At 70.4% G+C, this 15,249-nt stretch carries 14 protein-coding genes, 1 tRNA gene and 3 pseudogenes; 8 read left to right on the forward strand and 10 right to left on the reverse strand.

Translation table 11 applies throughout. From position 1 onward, the window contains the following. The 3 genes and pseudogenes from K7862_RS26145 to K7862_RS26155 form a co-directional block, all read right to left on the reverse strand. Positions 1-558: pseudogene (locus tag K7862_RS26145) on the reverse strand (ISL3 family transposase); the annotation flags it as partial. A 261-nt stretch (positions 559-819) separates the two neighbouring features. Continuing rightward, positions 820-1,155: a helix-turn-helix domain-containing protein gene (locus K7862_RS26150; protein ID WP_222966802.1), complete on the reverse strand. Its 336-nt coding sequence runs from the start codon at positions 1,153-1,155 to the stop codon at positions 820-822. Positions 1,156-1,373: 218 nt separating this feature from the next. Beyond that, entirely contained in the window at positions 1,374-2,825 is a 1,452-nt protein-coding gene (locus K7862_RS26155; RefSeq protein WP_222966804.1) for an MFS transporter, read from the reverse strand. A gap of 221 nt (positions 2,826-3,046) precedes the next feature. On the opposite strand from K7862_RS26155, the gene K7862_RS26160 reads away from it, so the two are divergent. The 3 genes from K7862_RS26160 to K7862_RS26170 all read left to right on the forward strand — a co-directional run bounded on the left by K7862_RS26160 (position 3,047) and on the right by K7862_RS26170 (position 5,118). Further along, complete coding sequence (locus K7862_RS26160) at positions 3,047-4,072, forward strand: helix-turn-helix transcriptional regulator (protein WP_222966806.1); 1,026 nt, start codon at positions 3,047-3,049, stop codon at positions 4,070-4,072. A 295-nt stretch (positions 4,073-4,367) separates the two neighbouring features. Further along, the gene (locus K7862_RS37835) at positions 4,368-4,601 is read left to right on the forward strand and encodes a transposase (RefSeq protein ID WP_262413823.1); all 234 of its coding nucleotides are present in this window, start codon (positions 4,368-4,370) and stop codon (positions 4,599-4,601) included. Continuing rightward, positions 4,564-5,118, forward strand: a complete 555-nt coding sequence (locus tag K7862_RS26170) for an HAD-IA family hydrolase (RefSeq protein WP_222966808.1) — start codon at positions 4,564-4,566, stop codon at positions 5,116-5,118. Before K7862_RS37835 ends, K7862_RS26170 begins: the two co-directional genes overlap by 38 nt. A 279-nt stretch (positions 5,119-5,397) precedes the next feature. On the opposite strand, the gene K7862_RS26175 is transcribed toward K7862_RS26170, so the two are convergent. Continuing rightward, entirely contained in the window at positions 5,398-6,291 is an 894-nt protein-coding gene (locus K7862_RS26175) for an NADP-dependent oxidoreductase (RefSeq protein WP_222966900.1), read from the reverse strand. A gap of 70 nt (positions 6,292-6,361) precedes the next feature. Here K7862_RS26175 and K7862_RS26180 point away from each other — a divergent pair, with 70 nt between their 5' ends. Then, complete coding sequence (locus tag K7862_RS26180) at positions 6,362-6,970, forward strand: TetR/AcrR family transcriptional regulator (protein WP_222966810.1); 609 nt, start codon at positions 6,362-6,364, stop codon at positions 6,968-6,970. A 343-nt stretch (positions 6,971-7,313) separates the two neighbouring features. Here the strand turns inward: K7862_RS26180 and K7862_RS37840 are convergent. The 3 genes and pseudogenes from K7862_RS37840 to K7862_RS26195 form a co-directional block, all read right to left on the reverse strand. Beyond that, positions 7,314-7,982 (reverse strand): annotated as a pseudogene (locus K7862_RS37840) (zinc-binding dehydrogenase); the annotation flags it as partial. A gap of 211 nt (positions 7,983-8,193) precedes the next feature. Beyond that, a pseudogene (locus K7862_RS26190) lies at positions 8,194-9,080 on the reverse strand (aldo/keto reductase). Continuing rightward, a complete protein-coding gene (locus K7862_RS26195; RefSeq protein WP_222966812.1) occupies positions 9,080-9,637 on the reverse strand; it encodes a TetR/AcrR family transcriptional regulator in 558 nt (185 codons plus the stop codon). The pseudogene K7862_RS26190 and the gene K7862_RS26195 overlap by 1 nt, the downstream one beginning before the upstream one ends. Before the next feature lie 364 nt (positions 9,638-10,001). On the opposite strand from K7862_RS26195, the gene K7862_RS26200 reads away from it, so the two are divergent. Then, the gene (locus K7862_RS26200; protein ID WP_222966814.1) at positions 10,002-11,462 is read left to right on the forward strand and encodes an MFS transporter; all 1,461 of its coding nucleotides are present in this window, start codon (positions 10,002-10,004) and stop codon (positions 11,460-11,462) included. 38 nt (positions 11,463-11,500) lie between these two features. After that, a complete protein-coding gene (locus tag K7862_RS26205; protein ID WP_262413826.1) occupies positions 11,501-12,100 on the forward strand; it encodes a TetR/AcrR family transcriptional regulator in 600 nt (199 codons plus the stop codon). A 117-nt stretch (positions 12,101-12,217) separates the two neighbouring features. Here K7862_RS26205 and K7862_RS26210 read toward each other — a convergent pair whose 3' ends face one another. Then, positions 12,218-12,676 carry a hypothetical protein gene (locus tag K7862_RS26210; protein WP_222966816.1) on the reverse strand — a complete coding sequence of 153 codons (459 nt, stop codon included), beginning with the start codon at positions 12,674-12,676 and terminating at the stop codon, positions 12,218-12,220. A 192-nt stretch (positions 12,677-12,868) separates the two neighbouring features. Here K7862_RS26210 and K7862_RS26215 point away from each other — a divergent pair, with 192 nt between their 5' ends. Then, positions 12,869-13,966: an integrase core domain-containing protein gene (locus K7862_RS26215; RefSeq protein WP_222966818.1), complete on the forward strand. Its 1,098-nt coding sequence runs from the start codon at positions 12,869-12,871 to the stop codon at positions 13,964-13,966. A gap of 185 nt (positions 13,967-14,151) precedes the next feature. On the opposite strand, the gene K7862_RS26220 is transcribed toward K7862_RS26215, so the two are convergent. Then, positions 14,152-14,225: transfer RNA gene (locus tag K7862_RS26220), tRNA-Pro, on the reverse strand. A 164-nt stretch (positions 14,226-14,389) separates the two neighbouring features. On the opposite strand from K7862_RS26220, the gene K7862_RS26225 reads away from it, so the two are divergent. After that, positions 14,390-14,683 (forward strand): YiaA/YiaB family inner membrane protein, encoded by a 294-nt coding sequence (locus tag K7862_RS26225; protein ID WP_262413827.1) that lies wholly within the window; start codon positions 14,390-14,392, stop codon positions 14,681-14,683. 68 nt (positions 14,684-14,751) lie between these two features. On the opposite strand, the gene soxR is transcribed toward K7862_RS26225, so the two are convergent. Further along, entirely contained in the window at positions 14,752-15,213 is a 462-nt protein-coding gene (gene soxR, locus K7862_RS26230; RefSeq protein ID WP_222966823.1) for a redox-sensitive transcriptional activator SoxR, read from the reverse strand. Between the last annotated feature and the right edge of the window lie 36 nt (positions 15,214-15,249).

Genomic DNA, 15,249 nt, shown 5'->3' on the forward strand with positions numbered 1-15,249 from the left:
ACGTTTGACGGTGTTCAGGGACAGTTGCAGTCGGCGGGCGCATTCGAGCAGGCCGACGCCCTTCTCGAGCAGGTTGTGGACCTGGCGCCAGCGTTCGAGGGTGGTCTGCGCGCGGGGCCCGTCGCAGATGGGGGCGTCGAGCACGGCGGCCCAGCAGGTGCTGTGTGCTTTCACCTCGTTCAGGGCGGCTTCGCACAGGTTGTGCCACAGGTGCCACCGGTCGATGACCTGCACTGTGTCGGGCAGGGCGCGGCGGATGGCCTCGGAGTAGGTCGCGGAGCCGTCTCGGCACACGATGTCGATGCCCGGATGCTCGCGCAGCCAGGCTTCCAGCGTGTCGGCGGTGCGGTCGGGCAGTACGTCGATCCGTTCATGGGTCTCGGCGTCGATCACCACGGTGGCGTAGCGGTGCTGCCGGCGCAGGGCGAAGTCGTCGACGCCGACCACGCGGGGCACCCGCCCGGTGGGCAGCGGGATGCGCAACAGGGTGCGCAGGGCCGTGTGACGCGACAGGCCCACCGCGAGTATCGCCAGACGCGATCCAGCCCGGCCCGCTAAGAAGCTGTTGCGCTATCGAGCGTGGTGAGCGTGGGTTCGAGTGTGGGTTCCCGGTCGGGTGATCTTCGGTCGGGGCAGGCATGGAGACAGGGCCTCCGGGGGACAAGCACCCCTCGGTCGCCTCGCTGTACCGAGCCTTCGCCGAAGCCGAGCAGGAGACGGAGGCGGTCTCGTGAGCGCAGAGGGGGAAGCCCCCTCACGGCCCGTCAAAAGATTTGACGGCTACGCCGGTTTTCTGTTCGGTTCCTACTCGGGCCCGGATCAGGTCGCCTCCGTGTATGGCGGCACGCTCGTGGCTGTGGCCACGATCTGGACGCGCGCTTGGGGCCCATAGAGCTTCGGGCGCCCCGGGCGGTGGGCGTCGTCTAACCCGGGCAGCCCGTGGAGCGCGAAACGGCCACGCCATTTGCGCACCGTGTTAACGCTGGTGGCGCAGGCGACAGCGATCTGGCCGTTCGTCAATCCGTCCGCCGCCACCAGCACAATCCTGGCGCGTAGTACCTGCCGGACTTGTCCGGATGCGGATGTGGTGGTCCGCTCCAACAACCTGCGGGTGGCCTTGTCCAGCATCACGGCCACCGCCGTCGTCCGCTCCATCCCAGGCTTGGCTTCCTCTTACCGGTAGGCCGGTTGGCCGGCGAACGCGGTGGCGTGACCCGTTACACCCGCCCTGGACGGTCCGGCTCCCACGGCCAGGGAGGCCGGGCCCACTGCACCCGCGACGTGGCCGGGGCCACGGCCGCCTGCGGCTCGGGCTTCCGGCCAGGCTCCGGAGCCGCACCCGGCCCTGGAGTCGGGTGCGGCCTGGCGGCTGCTCACCGAGCCGGGGCGGCAGCCGCACGGGGAGAGCGCAGGCAGACCGCGGCGACGGCGACGGCGAGCAGGACCAGGGAAGCGTTGACCGCGATGGCCACGCTCACGCCGTGCAGAACCGCGGTGGCCGCGGAGGAGGCCATCGCGCCGGTGGCGATGGCGCTCATGATCGGCGTTCCCATGGTGATGCCGATCTGCTGGGTCATCGTCGCCACGCCGGTGGCCAGACCCTGTTCGTGGTCGGGCAGCCCGGACGTCGCGGTGATCATGAACCCGACGATCACCAGCATATTGCCGACACCGCCGACGAAGGTGGCGATCAGCAGCAGCGCGAGCGAGCCGCCGGTGGAGGAGGACAGTCCGAGCAGCGCAATGGTCGCCACCGCCTGGATCACGCCGCCGGCGATGAGCGCGGCGCGGGTACCGATCCTGCCGATGATCCGCGGCGCGAAGGAACCGCCGGTCACGGTGCCCAGTCCCAGCACTCCGAACGACAAGCCCCCCTCGAGGGGGGAGAACCCGAGGACCTTCTGCAGGTACAAGGTGAGCAGGAAGACCAGGGAGGTCTCGGTGAGGAAGGCCACCAGGCCGGCCGCGTTCCCCCAGGCCACCGTCGGCCGGCGCAGCACGGTCACCGGCATCAGCGGGGCCTGCTGGCGCCGCTCGACGGCGTAGAACAGCGCCAGCAGCGCCGCTCCCAGGGCCAGCGAACCCAGCGTGGTGACCGATCCCCAGCCGTCGCGGCCTGCCTGGGTGAAGCCGAACACCAGCGCCAGCAGACCGAGCGTGACCAGCGCGGCCCCGGGCAGGTCAAGGCGCGGGCGGGTGGTCGGCCGGGACTCCTTGATCACCGAGGGGGCGATCAGCAGCACCACGAGTGCGACGGGCACGTTGATGAAGAAGGCCCAGCGCCAGCTCAGCAGGTCGGTGAGGACGCCGCCGAGCACCGCCCCGGTGGTGAAGCCGGCCGACATCAGCGCCCCGTTGAGTCCCAGGGCGCGATCGCGTGCCGGGCCCTCGGGGAAGGATGTCGTCATCAGCGACAGACCGGCCGGGGTGACGGCGGCCGTGGCCAGTCCCTGGAAGACGCGGGCCGTGATCAGCATCGTCGGGCTGGTCGCCAGGCCGCCGGCCAGCGAGGCGAGCCCGAGGACAGCCAGGCCCACCAGGAACAGCCGGCGCCGGCCGAACAGGTCAGCAATCCTTCCGAACAGCAGGGTGAACCCGCCCGCGCAGAGCGCGAATGCCGTGGCGATCCACTGCAGGTTGCCCAGCGAGATGCCCAGCCCCTGTCCGATGTCGGGCAGGGCGACGTTCAGGATCGAGAAGTCCACGGCCAGCATGAACTGGGCGACCAACAGCACGGCCAGCACGATCTTCAACCGCCCGGTCAGCGGCTGCGGCCGGACGGTCTCGATCACCGGTGCGGTCCCGGTGCACTCGGTCAGCGACATGATTGTGGTGTCCCTTCCGCGCCTGTGGCGACGCCTCACCACCGATCCTGCGGGCCGGCCGGCAGACCACCCAGACCTCTGTCGTGACGTGCCACGCCGTGGGTAGTCATGGCACGACCACGCACAAGTCCGCGCGACGGGAACGCCCGGCCGCTCTGGCGGGTTGACTGGACACAGCGGCTTTTCTCGCGCTCCTTCCCCCCGGCCACCAGGAGTTGACGATGACCTCGACACCCTCAGCGTCCGGCGACTCCGGCCCGGTGCCCCAGGCCGCCGGCGGCAGCTCCGAACTCGGCGACTTCCTCAAGACCCGGCGGGCCCGGCTGAGCCCGCAGGACGTCGGACTGCACCCTTACTCCGGCCTGCGCCGGGTGGCCGGTCTGCGCCGCGAGGAACTGGCGATGCTCGCCGGGGTCAGCGTCACCCACTACACCCGCCTGGAGCAGGGGCGCGGGAACGGCACCTCCGAACAGGTACTGGACGCCATCGCGGTCGCCCTGCGCCTCAGCGACGACGAGCGCGCGCACCTGAAGGATCTTGCCCGGCCCGCCAGGACCCCCCGCCGTACGGCCCCGCCGCGCTCGCACGACCGGGTCACCGCGGCGATGCGCAACCTGCTGGGCGCCATGCCCGACGTGCCCGCCGTGGTGCTCAACCGCGGCAACGACGTCCTGGCCTGGAACCGCGTCGGCCATGCCCTGCTGGCCGGCCACCTCGGCTTCGACGATCCGGTGCGGCCCGCCGACCGGCCCAACCTCACCGACATCCTCTTCCTCAGCCCGCAAGGCCGCGATCTCTACCAGAACTGGGAGGAGGAGGCCCAACTCGCGGTCGCCTCCCTGCGGCTAGTCGCCGGACGCCACCCCCAGGACAGCGACCTGGGAGGTCTGGTGGGTCGGCTGGCCATGCAGAGCCGTGAATTCGCCGCCTTGTGGGCGCGTCACCCCGTCCGCACCTGCACCGACGGCGTCAAGCACCTGCAGCATCCTGTGGTGGGCACCATGCAGCTCACCTTCCAGAGCCTGACGCTGCCGGGCAGCAGCGATCAGCGCATGATCGCCTACAGCGCCGAACCCGGCACCCCGTCCGAAGCCGCCCTGCGCCTCCTAGCCAGTCTGAGCAACCCTGACAAGCAGGCGGCGGCCCCGGACGCACATCTAGCCTCCGACGCCCCGGCGCCTCCCGGCGGGTACGAGGCCCTCCGCGAGACACGCCGCCCAGGCGACCCGGGCCCCACCGCCAGGTGACGCCCCCGCGACGGGCGCGTCTTAGAGCCCGTTGCTCTATCGATCGTGGTGAGCGTGGGTTCGAGTGTGGTTTCCCGGTAGGGTGATCTTCGGCCGTGGCGTGTATGAGGGCAGGGCCTCCGGTGCATCTCGGGGTTGTCGAGACCAACGAGGACACCAGGAGGCCCTGTTGTCGCAGTTCTACGCCTTCGCGTCGGCCGGATCCAGCTCGCTCACCCGGTCGTGCGACTGTCTCGCTCACCGTTTCGGGAATGCGGGCGACCGCCCTGAGCGGGAGTCGAGGTATCCGTCGGACATGACGGATGCGGAGTGGGCTGTGGTGCGGGACCTGCTGCCGGTGCCGCCGTGGCTGGAGGGCAGGGGCGGCCAGCCGGAGGGCTATTGCCACTGGCAGATGGTCGACGCGGTCCGCTATCTGGTCGCGGGCGGGATCACCTGGCGGGCGACGCGGGCGGGATCACCTGGCGGGCGATGCCCGCGGACTTCCCCGCATGGACCGCGTCTACGCGTTCTGGCGCAGGTGGCGTGACCGGGGCCTGACCACCGAGTTGCACGACCGGCTGCGCGACCGGGCCCGCCGGGCGGCCGACCGCGATACCGAGCCGACCGCGGTAATCATCGACGCGCAGTCGGTGAAAGGAGCCGCGTCGGTTCCGGCTGCCACCCGGGGCTTCGACGCGGGGAAGAAGGTCAACGGCCGGAAAAGGCGCATCGTGGTGGACACCCTCGGGCTGCTGCTGGCCGTGATGGTCACGGCAGCTTCGGTCACCGACCGCGAGGCGGCGCAGACCTACAGTTCCACCGAAGTCTCCCGGGGCAAGCCCGCGCCCGACCTGTTCCTGCACGCCGCCCAGCGGATGGGCGTCGATCCCGAAGCCTGCGTGGTCGTCGAGGACAGCCAACCCGGCGTCCACGCTGCCCGTGCCGCCGGCATGCGAGCGCTCGGCTACGCAGGAGGACTCACCCCGGCCGAACGCCTCGAAGGCCGCAACACCACCGTCTTCTACGACATGCGCGAGCTGCCCACTCTCATCGCCGAGCGGTAGCCACCTCTCCACCAGACACTGCCCAGCCACGAGATTTCACGGGAATGGCCGCGAACGCCGCGTCAGTCGGCGCGGCAGCGAAACCAGGCACCGCAGCAGCCGCCAGAGTGGTCGTCAGGAGCGTCTCGCGCATGTCCGACACCTTCGTCGTCAAACGAACTCCGGTGAACGAGCCTGGGCGACCGACATCGTCATACCTCCCGACGGCCACAGACAAGGGCCGCACACCGGCGACGGCGACCGGGCAACACGTCACTGCATGCCTGCCCACCCGGGTTTTCAGGGGACGATGACTCGGCGCCCGCGCGTGTGGCCCCTTTGGCTGTCGATGTGCGCCGCCGCGGCCTCGGCGAGCGTGTAGGACTTCTCGACCGGGATGTGGAGTTTTCCCCGCGAGATGAGGTCGGCGGCCACGGCGAGCGCTTGCGGCACGCTCCCGGCCACACCAGAGAATCGGACACCGAGCTCCGGCGCACCGAGATCGGCGATGGAGATCACCTTCCGCGGGTTCCCGGCCAGTTCGACGAGTTCGCGGATCACGCCCGAGCCGGCCAGATCAAGAGCCGCGTCGACATGGCCGAGCTGCCGCACCCGCTCGACCCAGCCCTCGCCGTACGTCGTGGGGAGGGCGCCCAGGCTGCGCAGATAGTCCTGATTCGCGACCCCTGCCGTGCCGATCACCGTGATGCCGCGGTCGCGGGCGATCTGCAGCACCGCTGAGCCGACACCCCCGGACGCGCCGCTGACCAGCAGCGTCTGCCCGGACTGCGCACCGACCTCACGGATGACGCGCAGCGCGGTCTCCACCACGGATGGGTATCCGGCCGCCTCTTCGAACGTCAGCCCCTCGGGTATACGGGCCCAGGCCGACAGCACAGCGAACTCGGCATAGGTGCTGAAGCCTTCACCGAAGACATGGTCACCGACCCGGACGTCTTCGACGCCCTCGCCGATCTCGTCCACCACCCCGGCGGCGTCCTGCCCGACTCCGGAGGGCAGCTCGATCGGATGGGCTCCGAGCTTCTGGCCTTCACGGATCCTCCAGTCGACGGGATTCACACCCGCCGCCCGCACGGTGATCCGTATCCGGCCGGGGCCCGCGTGGGGCTCCTCGGCGTCCACGAGGTGCAGAACGTCCGGTCCGCCGAACTCGGTGAAGCTCACTTTTCTCATGCCGCGGAGCGTAGCACTAACGGTTAGCTTTTCGAACTTGATACAGGTTCGTATCTGGTAGTGTCCGGGCATGACCGTTCCGCCCGGGCGTCGTGAGCGCAAGAAGGCCGCGACCCGCCAGAAGATCGCCGACGCCGCCCTTCGGCTCTTCCTGGAACGCGGGTACGAAGCGGTGGGAATCCGTGACGTGGCCGCTGAGGCCGACGTGGCCGTCACCACGCTCTTCTCCCACTTCGCCTCGAAAGAGGCTCTGGTGTTCGAGCGGGGCGATGACTTCGAGCAGCGCCTCACGCGGGCGGTCACCGGCCGGGCGCCGCAGGAGCCGCTCATCCCCGCGCTACGCCGCGAGATCCAGTACCTGGTCCGGCATTGCACGGCGGACAGCGCCACCCCGATCTGGCGCATCATCGACGAAACGCCCGCCTTGCGGGAGTACGAGGAGTCGATGAGGTTGCGCCACGCGGAGTCGCTGGCGACGGCCATCGCCGCCGATCCCGACCTGTCACTCACCACAACGGCGAGCCGGACGATCGCGAGGTTCGTGATCGACGCCTACTCACTGGCTCGCGAGGCGCCCAGTCCGGACGCCGCGTTGGACGAGATCTTCCGGATGATCGAGGCAGCCTGGGCCGTCGCCGCCTGCCCCCGCAGCAATTCCACCGGCACGGCCGGCCCGTAGCCAGGACCGCGCACCCGCCCGACGCTCGTCCCTCCCGGATGGCGGTCGCCAGCATGTACAGCTTCATGCGTTCCCTGGGCCGGCCGGCACGCAGTGGCCGACGGGACGTCAGGAGGTGACGTCCACCAGGACCTTGCCGACCGTGCGGCTCTCGACCGCGCGGTGCGCGTCGGCGGTGCGGTCGAGCGGGAAGCGAAGCAGCGGCAGGCCGCGTGCTCCTCGCCGACCGGCGCACCGCGGCGGCGACGTCCTGGACGGCTGCGTCGCGTGCCTGCGGACCCGCCGTGTAGAGCACCAGGAACTGGAAGCGCGTGTTCAGCACCATGTTCTGCGGCACGTTCAGTTCGACCGGCTTGCCACCGTCGTTGGCGTAGGTCGAGATTGTGCCGCGGGTTCGCAGTACGGCCGGGTCCAGGGCGAGGTTCGTGCCCAGGGCCACCTCGGCGACGATGTCGACGCCGTCCGGGGCGATCTCGCGGATCTCGGTGGCCGGGTCGCCCTGGCGGTAGTTGATCACGTGGTGGGCTCCGGCGGCCGTGGCCAGCCGTGCTTTCTCCGAGCTGCTGATCGTGCTGAGCACGGTGGCGCCGGCCCATCGGGCGAGCTGGATCACGGCGTGCCCGACCGCTCCGGCCCCGCCCGCCGCGAGTACCGCCTTCCCGGCGAGTGCCCCGGGACGCAGCCGGCGCGGCCCGTTCTCGGCGACGGTGAGTGCGCGGTGCGCGGTCAGCGCGGGGACTCCGAGTGCGGCGCCGACGTCGAAGCCGGCCTCGTCGGGCAGTGGCACGGCCTGTTCGGCGGGCACGACGGTGAACTCGGCAGCGGTGCCGGTGGGTCGCCCGGCGGCGGCCATGAACAGCCAGACGCGCTGACCGACCCGGCTGGGGTCGACACCCTCACCGACGGCGTCGATCGTGCCGGCGCCGTCGTGGTGCGGGGTGACCTCCAGGAAGTGCTTGGGGTGGCCGACGCCGGAGCGCGCTTGCCAGTCGGCCGGGTTGATCCCGGACACGGCGACCCGGACGCGAACCTCGCCGGGGCCGGGCTCGGGCGGCTCACGCTCGACGAACTGGAGAACGTCGGGGCGCCGTGGTCGCGGTAGACGATGGCCTTCATGATCCGTCCCCGGAGCCTGGTGGAGCGGGGTTTCCCGGCGCGGCCTGGTGGTCGGCCGGGGTGCCCGGAGTGGGGTGGTGTGGTCGCGAACCGAGCGTTGGGTCCGGTCAGCCGATGGGGACTTCGTTGGAGCGGGACTCGACGCCGTCGAGGGTGGCGAGGGTCTCGGCGTCGAGCGCGATCTCGCTGACCGCGATGTTGGCCTCCAGATGGGCGGTGTTGGCGGTGCCCGGGATGAGCAGCGCGTTCGGGGCGTGGTGGAGCAGCCAGGCGAGGCCGACCTGGGAGGGCGTGGCGCCCAGGGACTCGGCCACGGCGTGCACCACTGGCTCGTCGGTCGCTTTGGGCAGGCCGGGGACTGCCCCGCCGAGCGGGAAGAACGGCACCCAGGCGATGCCCTCGGCCGCACACAGCCGCAGCATATCCTCGTCGTCGCGGGAGACGAGACTGTAGGCGTTCTGCACGCAGACGACTCCGGCGGGCAGGGCACGGCGCAGGCCGTCGAGGGTGACGCTGCTCAGGCCGATCGCGCCGATCTTGCCCTCGTCGCGCAGGGCGGTCATCGCTGCGAGCTGGTCGTCGAGGTCGACGACCTGATCGCCCTCAGGACGGAGTCCGGGACCGGTGTCCAGGCGGCGGAGGTTGACGACCGCGAGCCGGTCGACGCCGAGGCTGCGCAGGTTGTCCTCGACGCTGGCACGCAGCTGCTCGGGCCGCTGCGCCAGACGCAGGGGCAGGCGCCCGCCCGGGTCGGGGTCGGCCCCCACCTTCGTGACGACCAGGACGTCGTCCTCGGGGCGAAGTCGCGGATCACATCGTTGGCGAAACCGAAGCCGTAGAACTCGGCGGTGTCGACGTGGTCGACGCCCAGCTCGACCGCGCGGCGCACCAGCGCGACGGCCTCGCCGCGGCGGTCGTGCAGCCGCTCGAGCTGCAATGCCCCGTAGCCGATCCGGAAAACGGTGCGGGCGGCGAACGAAGCGGTCGCGGTCATCACGACGGTGTCTCCTCGCTGGGTGAGCGCAAGGCGGTGTACAGCAGTTCGGCCTGGTAGAGCGCCATGACGCGGTGGGCGATCGGGGCGGCGTGCTCCCGGGCCTGAGGCGGCTCATGGTGCTCGACCTTGACGAGCCAGGCCGTGATGCAGTCGTGCAGCATCGCGCGCACCCGGTCGGTGGCGTCGACGACGATGTCGTGGACGGCCGGGTCGGTGGTCGCCTCGCTCCAGGTCTGTACAGCGACGCGGGCCTGGACGGGGTCGATTGCGGCGGTCAGCCGGGAGAGCAGTTCGTCGGGGTCGGGCGGGACGTCGGCCGCGGCGAACTCGCCGATGGTGCCGGCGCGTTGATGGAGCATCTGGCGGGCGGCGGCGCGCACCAGGTCGGCCTTGTTTCGGTAGTGCGCATAGATCGAGCCGACCGAGAGGCCGGACTCGGCGGTGATGTCGGCGATCGAGGTCCGCTCCAGGCCGTTGCGGCTGAAGCAGCGGACAGCGGCCTCGGCGATCTGGGTACGCCGGAGTTCCTTGCGCGCGTCGGTGAGCCGAGGCACCACGCCTCCCACAAAAGGAATCGCGGTTCTGCTTACGGGAGACGCTACCAGAATCGCCGTTCTGTTTGAGGGGTTGGTGCGCCTGCGTTGGAGTCGTCCAGCTGGGCCGCAGCACTGAGTGAGTGCACTCACTTGACAGGATGCACGCGGAGGCAAAGACTGAGTGAGTTAACTCACTCGAACGAGGAAGTGTGCCATGGACGCGGGTCGCCGGCAGGTCGTGGCGGAGCAACGGGACAAAGGTGCGGGGCAAGGGCGACAGGGAGGTCGAGGAAGGGCCGATGAAAGGGGCGGCGGCGCCCGTGGCGGTGACGCCACAGGCGCCGCGGGCACCGTGCGGCTTGCGCTGAGGTCGCGGATCGGGGTGGCGACGCTGGTGCTGCTGTGCGCGGTGCAGTTCCTGGACATCGTCGACGCCGCCATCGTGAATGTGGCGCTGCCGTCGATCCAGCGCAGCCTCGGATTCTCGCAGCAGAACCTCCAGTGGGTGGCCAGCGGCTACGTGCTGACGTACGGCGGCTTTCTGCTGCTCGGCGGACGCCTGAGCGACCTGCTCGGGCGGCGGCGGATGCTGCTCGGCGGATTGGGCGTGTTCGCGCTCTCCTCGCTGGCGGCGGGGGCGGCCACGAGTTCGGGGGTGCTGGTCGGGGCGCGGTTGGTGCAGGGGCTCGGTGCTGCGCTGATGGCGCCGGCCGCGCTGTCGCAGCTGACCACGAGCTTCCGCGGGCGCGATCGCACGGCGGCGCTCGGGGTGTGGGGTGCGGTCAGCGGGATGGCCGCGGCGGTCGGGGTCTTCCTCGGCGGGGTGATGGCGCAGGGTCCCGGCTGGCGCTGGGTGTTCTTCGTCAATCCGCCGATCTCCGTCGCCGTCGCCGTCGGCGCGCTGGTACTGCTGGCCAAAGACCGCCGGGGCCGGGCCGGCGGTGCGGGCCGGGCGCCGTTCGACACGGCCGGCGCGGCGCTGGTGACGGGCGGGATGCTCGCGCTGGTCTACGGCTTCGTCCGGGTGCCCGCGGTCGGCTGGGGCTCCGGCCAGACGCTGCTCGCACTCGGCGGGGCGGCGGCCTTGCTCACCGGGTTCGCGCTGAACGAGGCGCACAGCAGCCATCCGCTGCTGCCCTTCGCCATCCTGCGCGTCAAAGGCCTGGTTGCGGCGGACCTGACCCAGTTGATCGCCTTCGCCGGGTTCTTCTCCGTGCTGTTCTACGCGACGCTCTACATGCAGGAGGTGCTGCACTACTCCCCCATGAAGGCGGGCGCGGCCTACCTGCCGATCACCGCCGGATTCGCCGTGGCGGGCGGGGTCTCCGGGCGGTTGATCCCGCGCATCGGGACCCGGGTCACGGCCGCGGCCGGATGTCTCGTCGCCGCAGCCGGGATCTACGCGGTCTCGCGCACGCCGCTGCACGGCTCGTACACCACCGACCTGCTGCCCGGTCTGCTGGTGATGGCATTCGGGGCCGGGGCGGTGTTCGTGTCGGTCACCGCCGCGGCGAACGCGGGGGTGCCGTCCGACAAGGCGGGCCTGGCAGCCGGGCTCCTCAACTCCTCGCAGCAGATCGGCAGCGCGCTGGGGCTCTCCATCTTGTCGGTGGTCGCAACCAGCCGCACCGCCGAACTGCTGACCCAGCACGCACCGCGGGTCGTGGCGGCAGCCGCGGGGTATCACCGGGCACTGCTCGTGGGCAGCGTTCTGATGGCGTGCGCGGCGTTGCTTGCCCTGCGCATCGGCAACACGAAGGAGTCGGCGCCGCTGGTCATGGTCGACGGCGAGGCGCCGAGCGGCGAGGTTTCCCCGGAGTCACCTAAGGTTGAGAGGCGTTGAGCATGGACGGGCGAGACTCCGCAAGCACCGGATACGAGATGACTGACGTACGAACCGAGGGATCCGCCGCCGGGCAGCCGACCAGGATGCGCCAGGGCAAACGCGAGCGGCTCCTGGGCGCGGCGATCGAGCTGCTGCACCAGGAGGGCGTGGAGCGCACCACGCTCGCCGACATCGCTCACCGCGCCGAGGTCCCGGCCGGCGGCGTCTACTACTACTTCAAGACCAAGGACGATGTCGTCACGGCGGTCATCGACGCCCACGCAGCCCAGGTCAGGGCGAATCTCACCGAGATCGAGAGCCGTCACGACTCCCCCAAGGCCAGGCTCAAAGCCCTGGTGGAGCAGTTCGCCTCCCAGCGCGAGCTGATCGCCGAGTTCGGCTGCCCGCTCGGCACCATCTGCTCGGAGCTCGGCAATCGCCACCTCGAGACGAGCCCGGCCGCCGTGCTCATGCGGCTGCCGATCGCGTGGATGGGGGAGCAGTACCGCGCGCTCGGCCGCGACGACGCGGAGGAACTCGCGCTCGAGCTGATGGCCGCCTATGAGGGCAGCGCACTGCTCGCCAACACGATGCGCGACCCGTCGATCCTCACCAACGCCGCGCGACGCATCACGCGCGGCATCGACGCCCTTTGAAAGGGCCGCCACCGCGGCGTCGTGGCGGGCCACCCGCAGGACCGCGGCGATGCGCCGCGGTCCTTGCTCTCAGCGCCGATGATCTCCGTCGCGGCGCTGAGTTGTGAAGGGCGGTCTCTAGCCGTTCGGGTTGAGGGCGCCGTCGAACGCGAAGACGGGGTTGGGGACGTCCTTGCCGGACCTGTCGGTGATGGTGGCCAGGCCGATCAGTTTGGACGGGCCGCCGGCGACGTAGGTGGAGTCGGCCTTGATCTGGAGCTCGAACTTGCCGGTCTGCACCTTCTGGTGGTCGTCGTGGAAGGTGATCTTGCAGATCCAGTCCGCGCCGGAGCCCACGTCGGCGACCTTCGGACCGGCGCGGTCGCACGTGGCGGAGGCGTCGATGCCCGCGACGGTGATGCCGGGGATGCCGAGGATGTGGGACTGCTGGACGTAGAGGTTGGCGAACGTGGGGGCCAGCGCCTTCTCCACGCGGACCTTGGTGACGTCGGGCGAGCCCGCGGCGGTCGTTGCGGTCACGGCTGCGGCCGCCACGGCCAGGCCGAGGCCGGCCTTGAGCAGACGGGTGCGGTTCATGCGTCAGCCTCCGGTGATGTCGCGACGGCGCAGGGAGAAGAAGGCGAAGGCCAGGCAGGTGACGGTGCCCCTGCCGAAAAACCTCATCCTCCCTGGTGAGAACCGGTGGAGGAGGCGCCCAGGCTCGGAGCCCGTAGACGTCCGGACGGTGCTCTCGCGCGGTGGGCAAGCGCCCCGGCATGATGATCAATTGTGTTGCTGCGACTGGCCTACCTGACCGCGACGAACGCGTTCGCGATGCTGCGTCTGCCGCCCATGACCGACCGGGACCGGGACGCGGAAATCCTCGCGCTGCGTCATCAGATCATGGTCCTGGAACGCCAACTCGGCCAAGAAAGCTTGCGGTTCACCCCGAGTGATCGCGCGTTCCTCGCGGCCCTGCTGCATCGGTTGCCGCGGAACGTACTGCACCGGGTACGACTGCTGGTACGCCCGGACACGGTATTGCGCTGGCACCGGGATTTGGTCGCACGCCGCCACGCGGCTCGTTCCCGTCCGAAGCGTTCGGGACGCCCCCGGATCGTCCGCTCCATCCGGCTCCTGGTGCTGCGGCTCGCGCGGGAAAACCCCAGCTGGGGCTACCGCCGTATTCACGGTGAGCTCCTCGTCCTAGGCGTGAAAGCGGCCTCCTCGACCGTCTGGGAGATCCTGAAAGAAGCCGGTATCGACCCGGCGCCGGAGCGAGCCTCCAGTACGTGGGCAGACTTCCTGCGCTCCCAGGCCGACGCGCTCCTGGCCTGCGACTTCCTGGAGACCGTCACCCTGTCCGGAGCGCGGCTCTATGTCTTCACCGTGATCGAGCACGCAAGCCGGCGGATCCGCGTCCTCGGCGCCACTGCACATCCCACCACGTCCTGGGTGACCCAGACCGCAAGGAACCTCGTCATGGACCTCCAGGACGCCGACTGCCGCGCGCGGTTCCTGAGCCGGGACCGGGACGGGAAGTTCCCTGCCCTGTTCGACACCATCCTCAACGATGCTGGCGTGGAAGTGGTCCTCAGCGGCGTACGGATGCCACGCATGAACTCGATCATGGAACGGTGGGTGCAGACCTGCCGACGCGGGCTACTGGACCGCACCCTCATATGGAACCACCGCCACCTGCTGCATGCCCTGCGGGAGTTCGAACAGTTCTACAACGAGCACCGACCGCACCAAGGCATCGCCAACGCCCGCCCCCTTCATCCGTTGCCCTCGCCCATCACCGATCCAGGCCAGATCTCCCGCCTCGACATACGAAAACGCGACCGCCTCGGCGGCATCCTCCACGAGTACCAACATGCCGCGTGACCTGCGCGGATGAGGTTTTCGGCAGGGGCAACCTCGACCAGGCGCCCCGATCCCGTGAAACAGGAGTTGGTCCGCAAATGGTCCCCAAGGAGGCGCCCGGGCGGCACTTGCGTGTAGTTCGCTGAGAACGCGAAGAAGCCCGCTGAGCTGGAGCGGTATGCTCCGCCAGCGGGCTTCGTGCACCGTCGGGACGACAGGATTTGAACCTGCGACCCCTTGACCCCCAGTCAAGTGCGCTACCAAGCTGCGCCACGTCCCGGTACTTGGTCGGTTCGGGGTTTGGGCCCCGGGCTGACCTCGCACGAGAACAATACCGCACCTCGGGGGGTGTTCGCTCGCACCCCGGACGTGGGGGGAAAGGCCCAGCCGGGATGAGTAGCGGTACTCATGTGGGGTGGGTCACAGCGGCGGGACCCTGGCGGTATGACGAAGGTGATTCCTCAGCAGCAGACGACGGCGGCCTTCGCCGTCCAGGCTGCGATCTCGTTCGCGCTGTCGCTCGGCGCGATGGTCATCGGGGTGGCCTACCTCCCCGTCGGGGCCTGGATCCGGGCCTTCCTCGCGGTCGGGCTGCTCTACGTGGTGACCTCCGCGTTCACCCTGGCCAAGGTCATCCGTGACCGTCAGGAGATCGGTCAGGTCGCCACCCGCGTCGACCAGGCCCGTCTCGACAAGCTCCTCGCCGAGCACGACCCCTTCAAGGTCGAGGGGGTCTGAGCCGGGCTCCTGCTGGGCGCCGCCCGGCCGGCATCAGCTCCCCGCCTGCCGGGCGGCGCCCAGCCCCCTCACCCCACCGGCTCGTCCCCCAGCAGGTACCGCGCCCCCGCCCCGCCCCCCGCCGCCACGTCTCCGGGATTCGACAGGCTGCAGTGGCTCACCGACAGGCACCCGCACCCCACGCACTCCGTCAGCCGGTCCCGCAGCCGCCGCAGCTCCGCGATCTGCTCGTCGATCCGCTCCTGCCACGCCGTCGCGATCGCGTTCCACTCCGCCGTGGTCGGCACATGCCCCTCCGGCAGCCGCGCGAGCGCGGCCCGGACCTCGTCCAGCGAGAGGCCGATCCGCTGGGCGGCCCGGATGAAGGCGAGCCGCCGCAGCGTCGCGCGCCGGTAGCGCCGCTGGCCGCCGGCGGTCCGTTCGGCGTGGATCAGGCCGAGGTCCTCGTAGTAGCGCAGCGCCGAGGGCGCATGGCCGCTGCGGGCCGCGAGCTCGCCGATGGGCAGCAGGTCACGTGAGGTGGGGCTCATACCCACCCACTATCGGCCGCGCCCGGCTTGACCTCA

Origin of the sequence: Actinacidiphila acidipaludis (assembly GCF_019890725.1) — a bacterium.
Lineage (GTDB): Bacteria > Actinomycetota > Actinomycetes > Streptomycetales > Streptomycetaceae > Actinacidiphila > Actinacidiphila acidipaludis.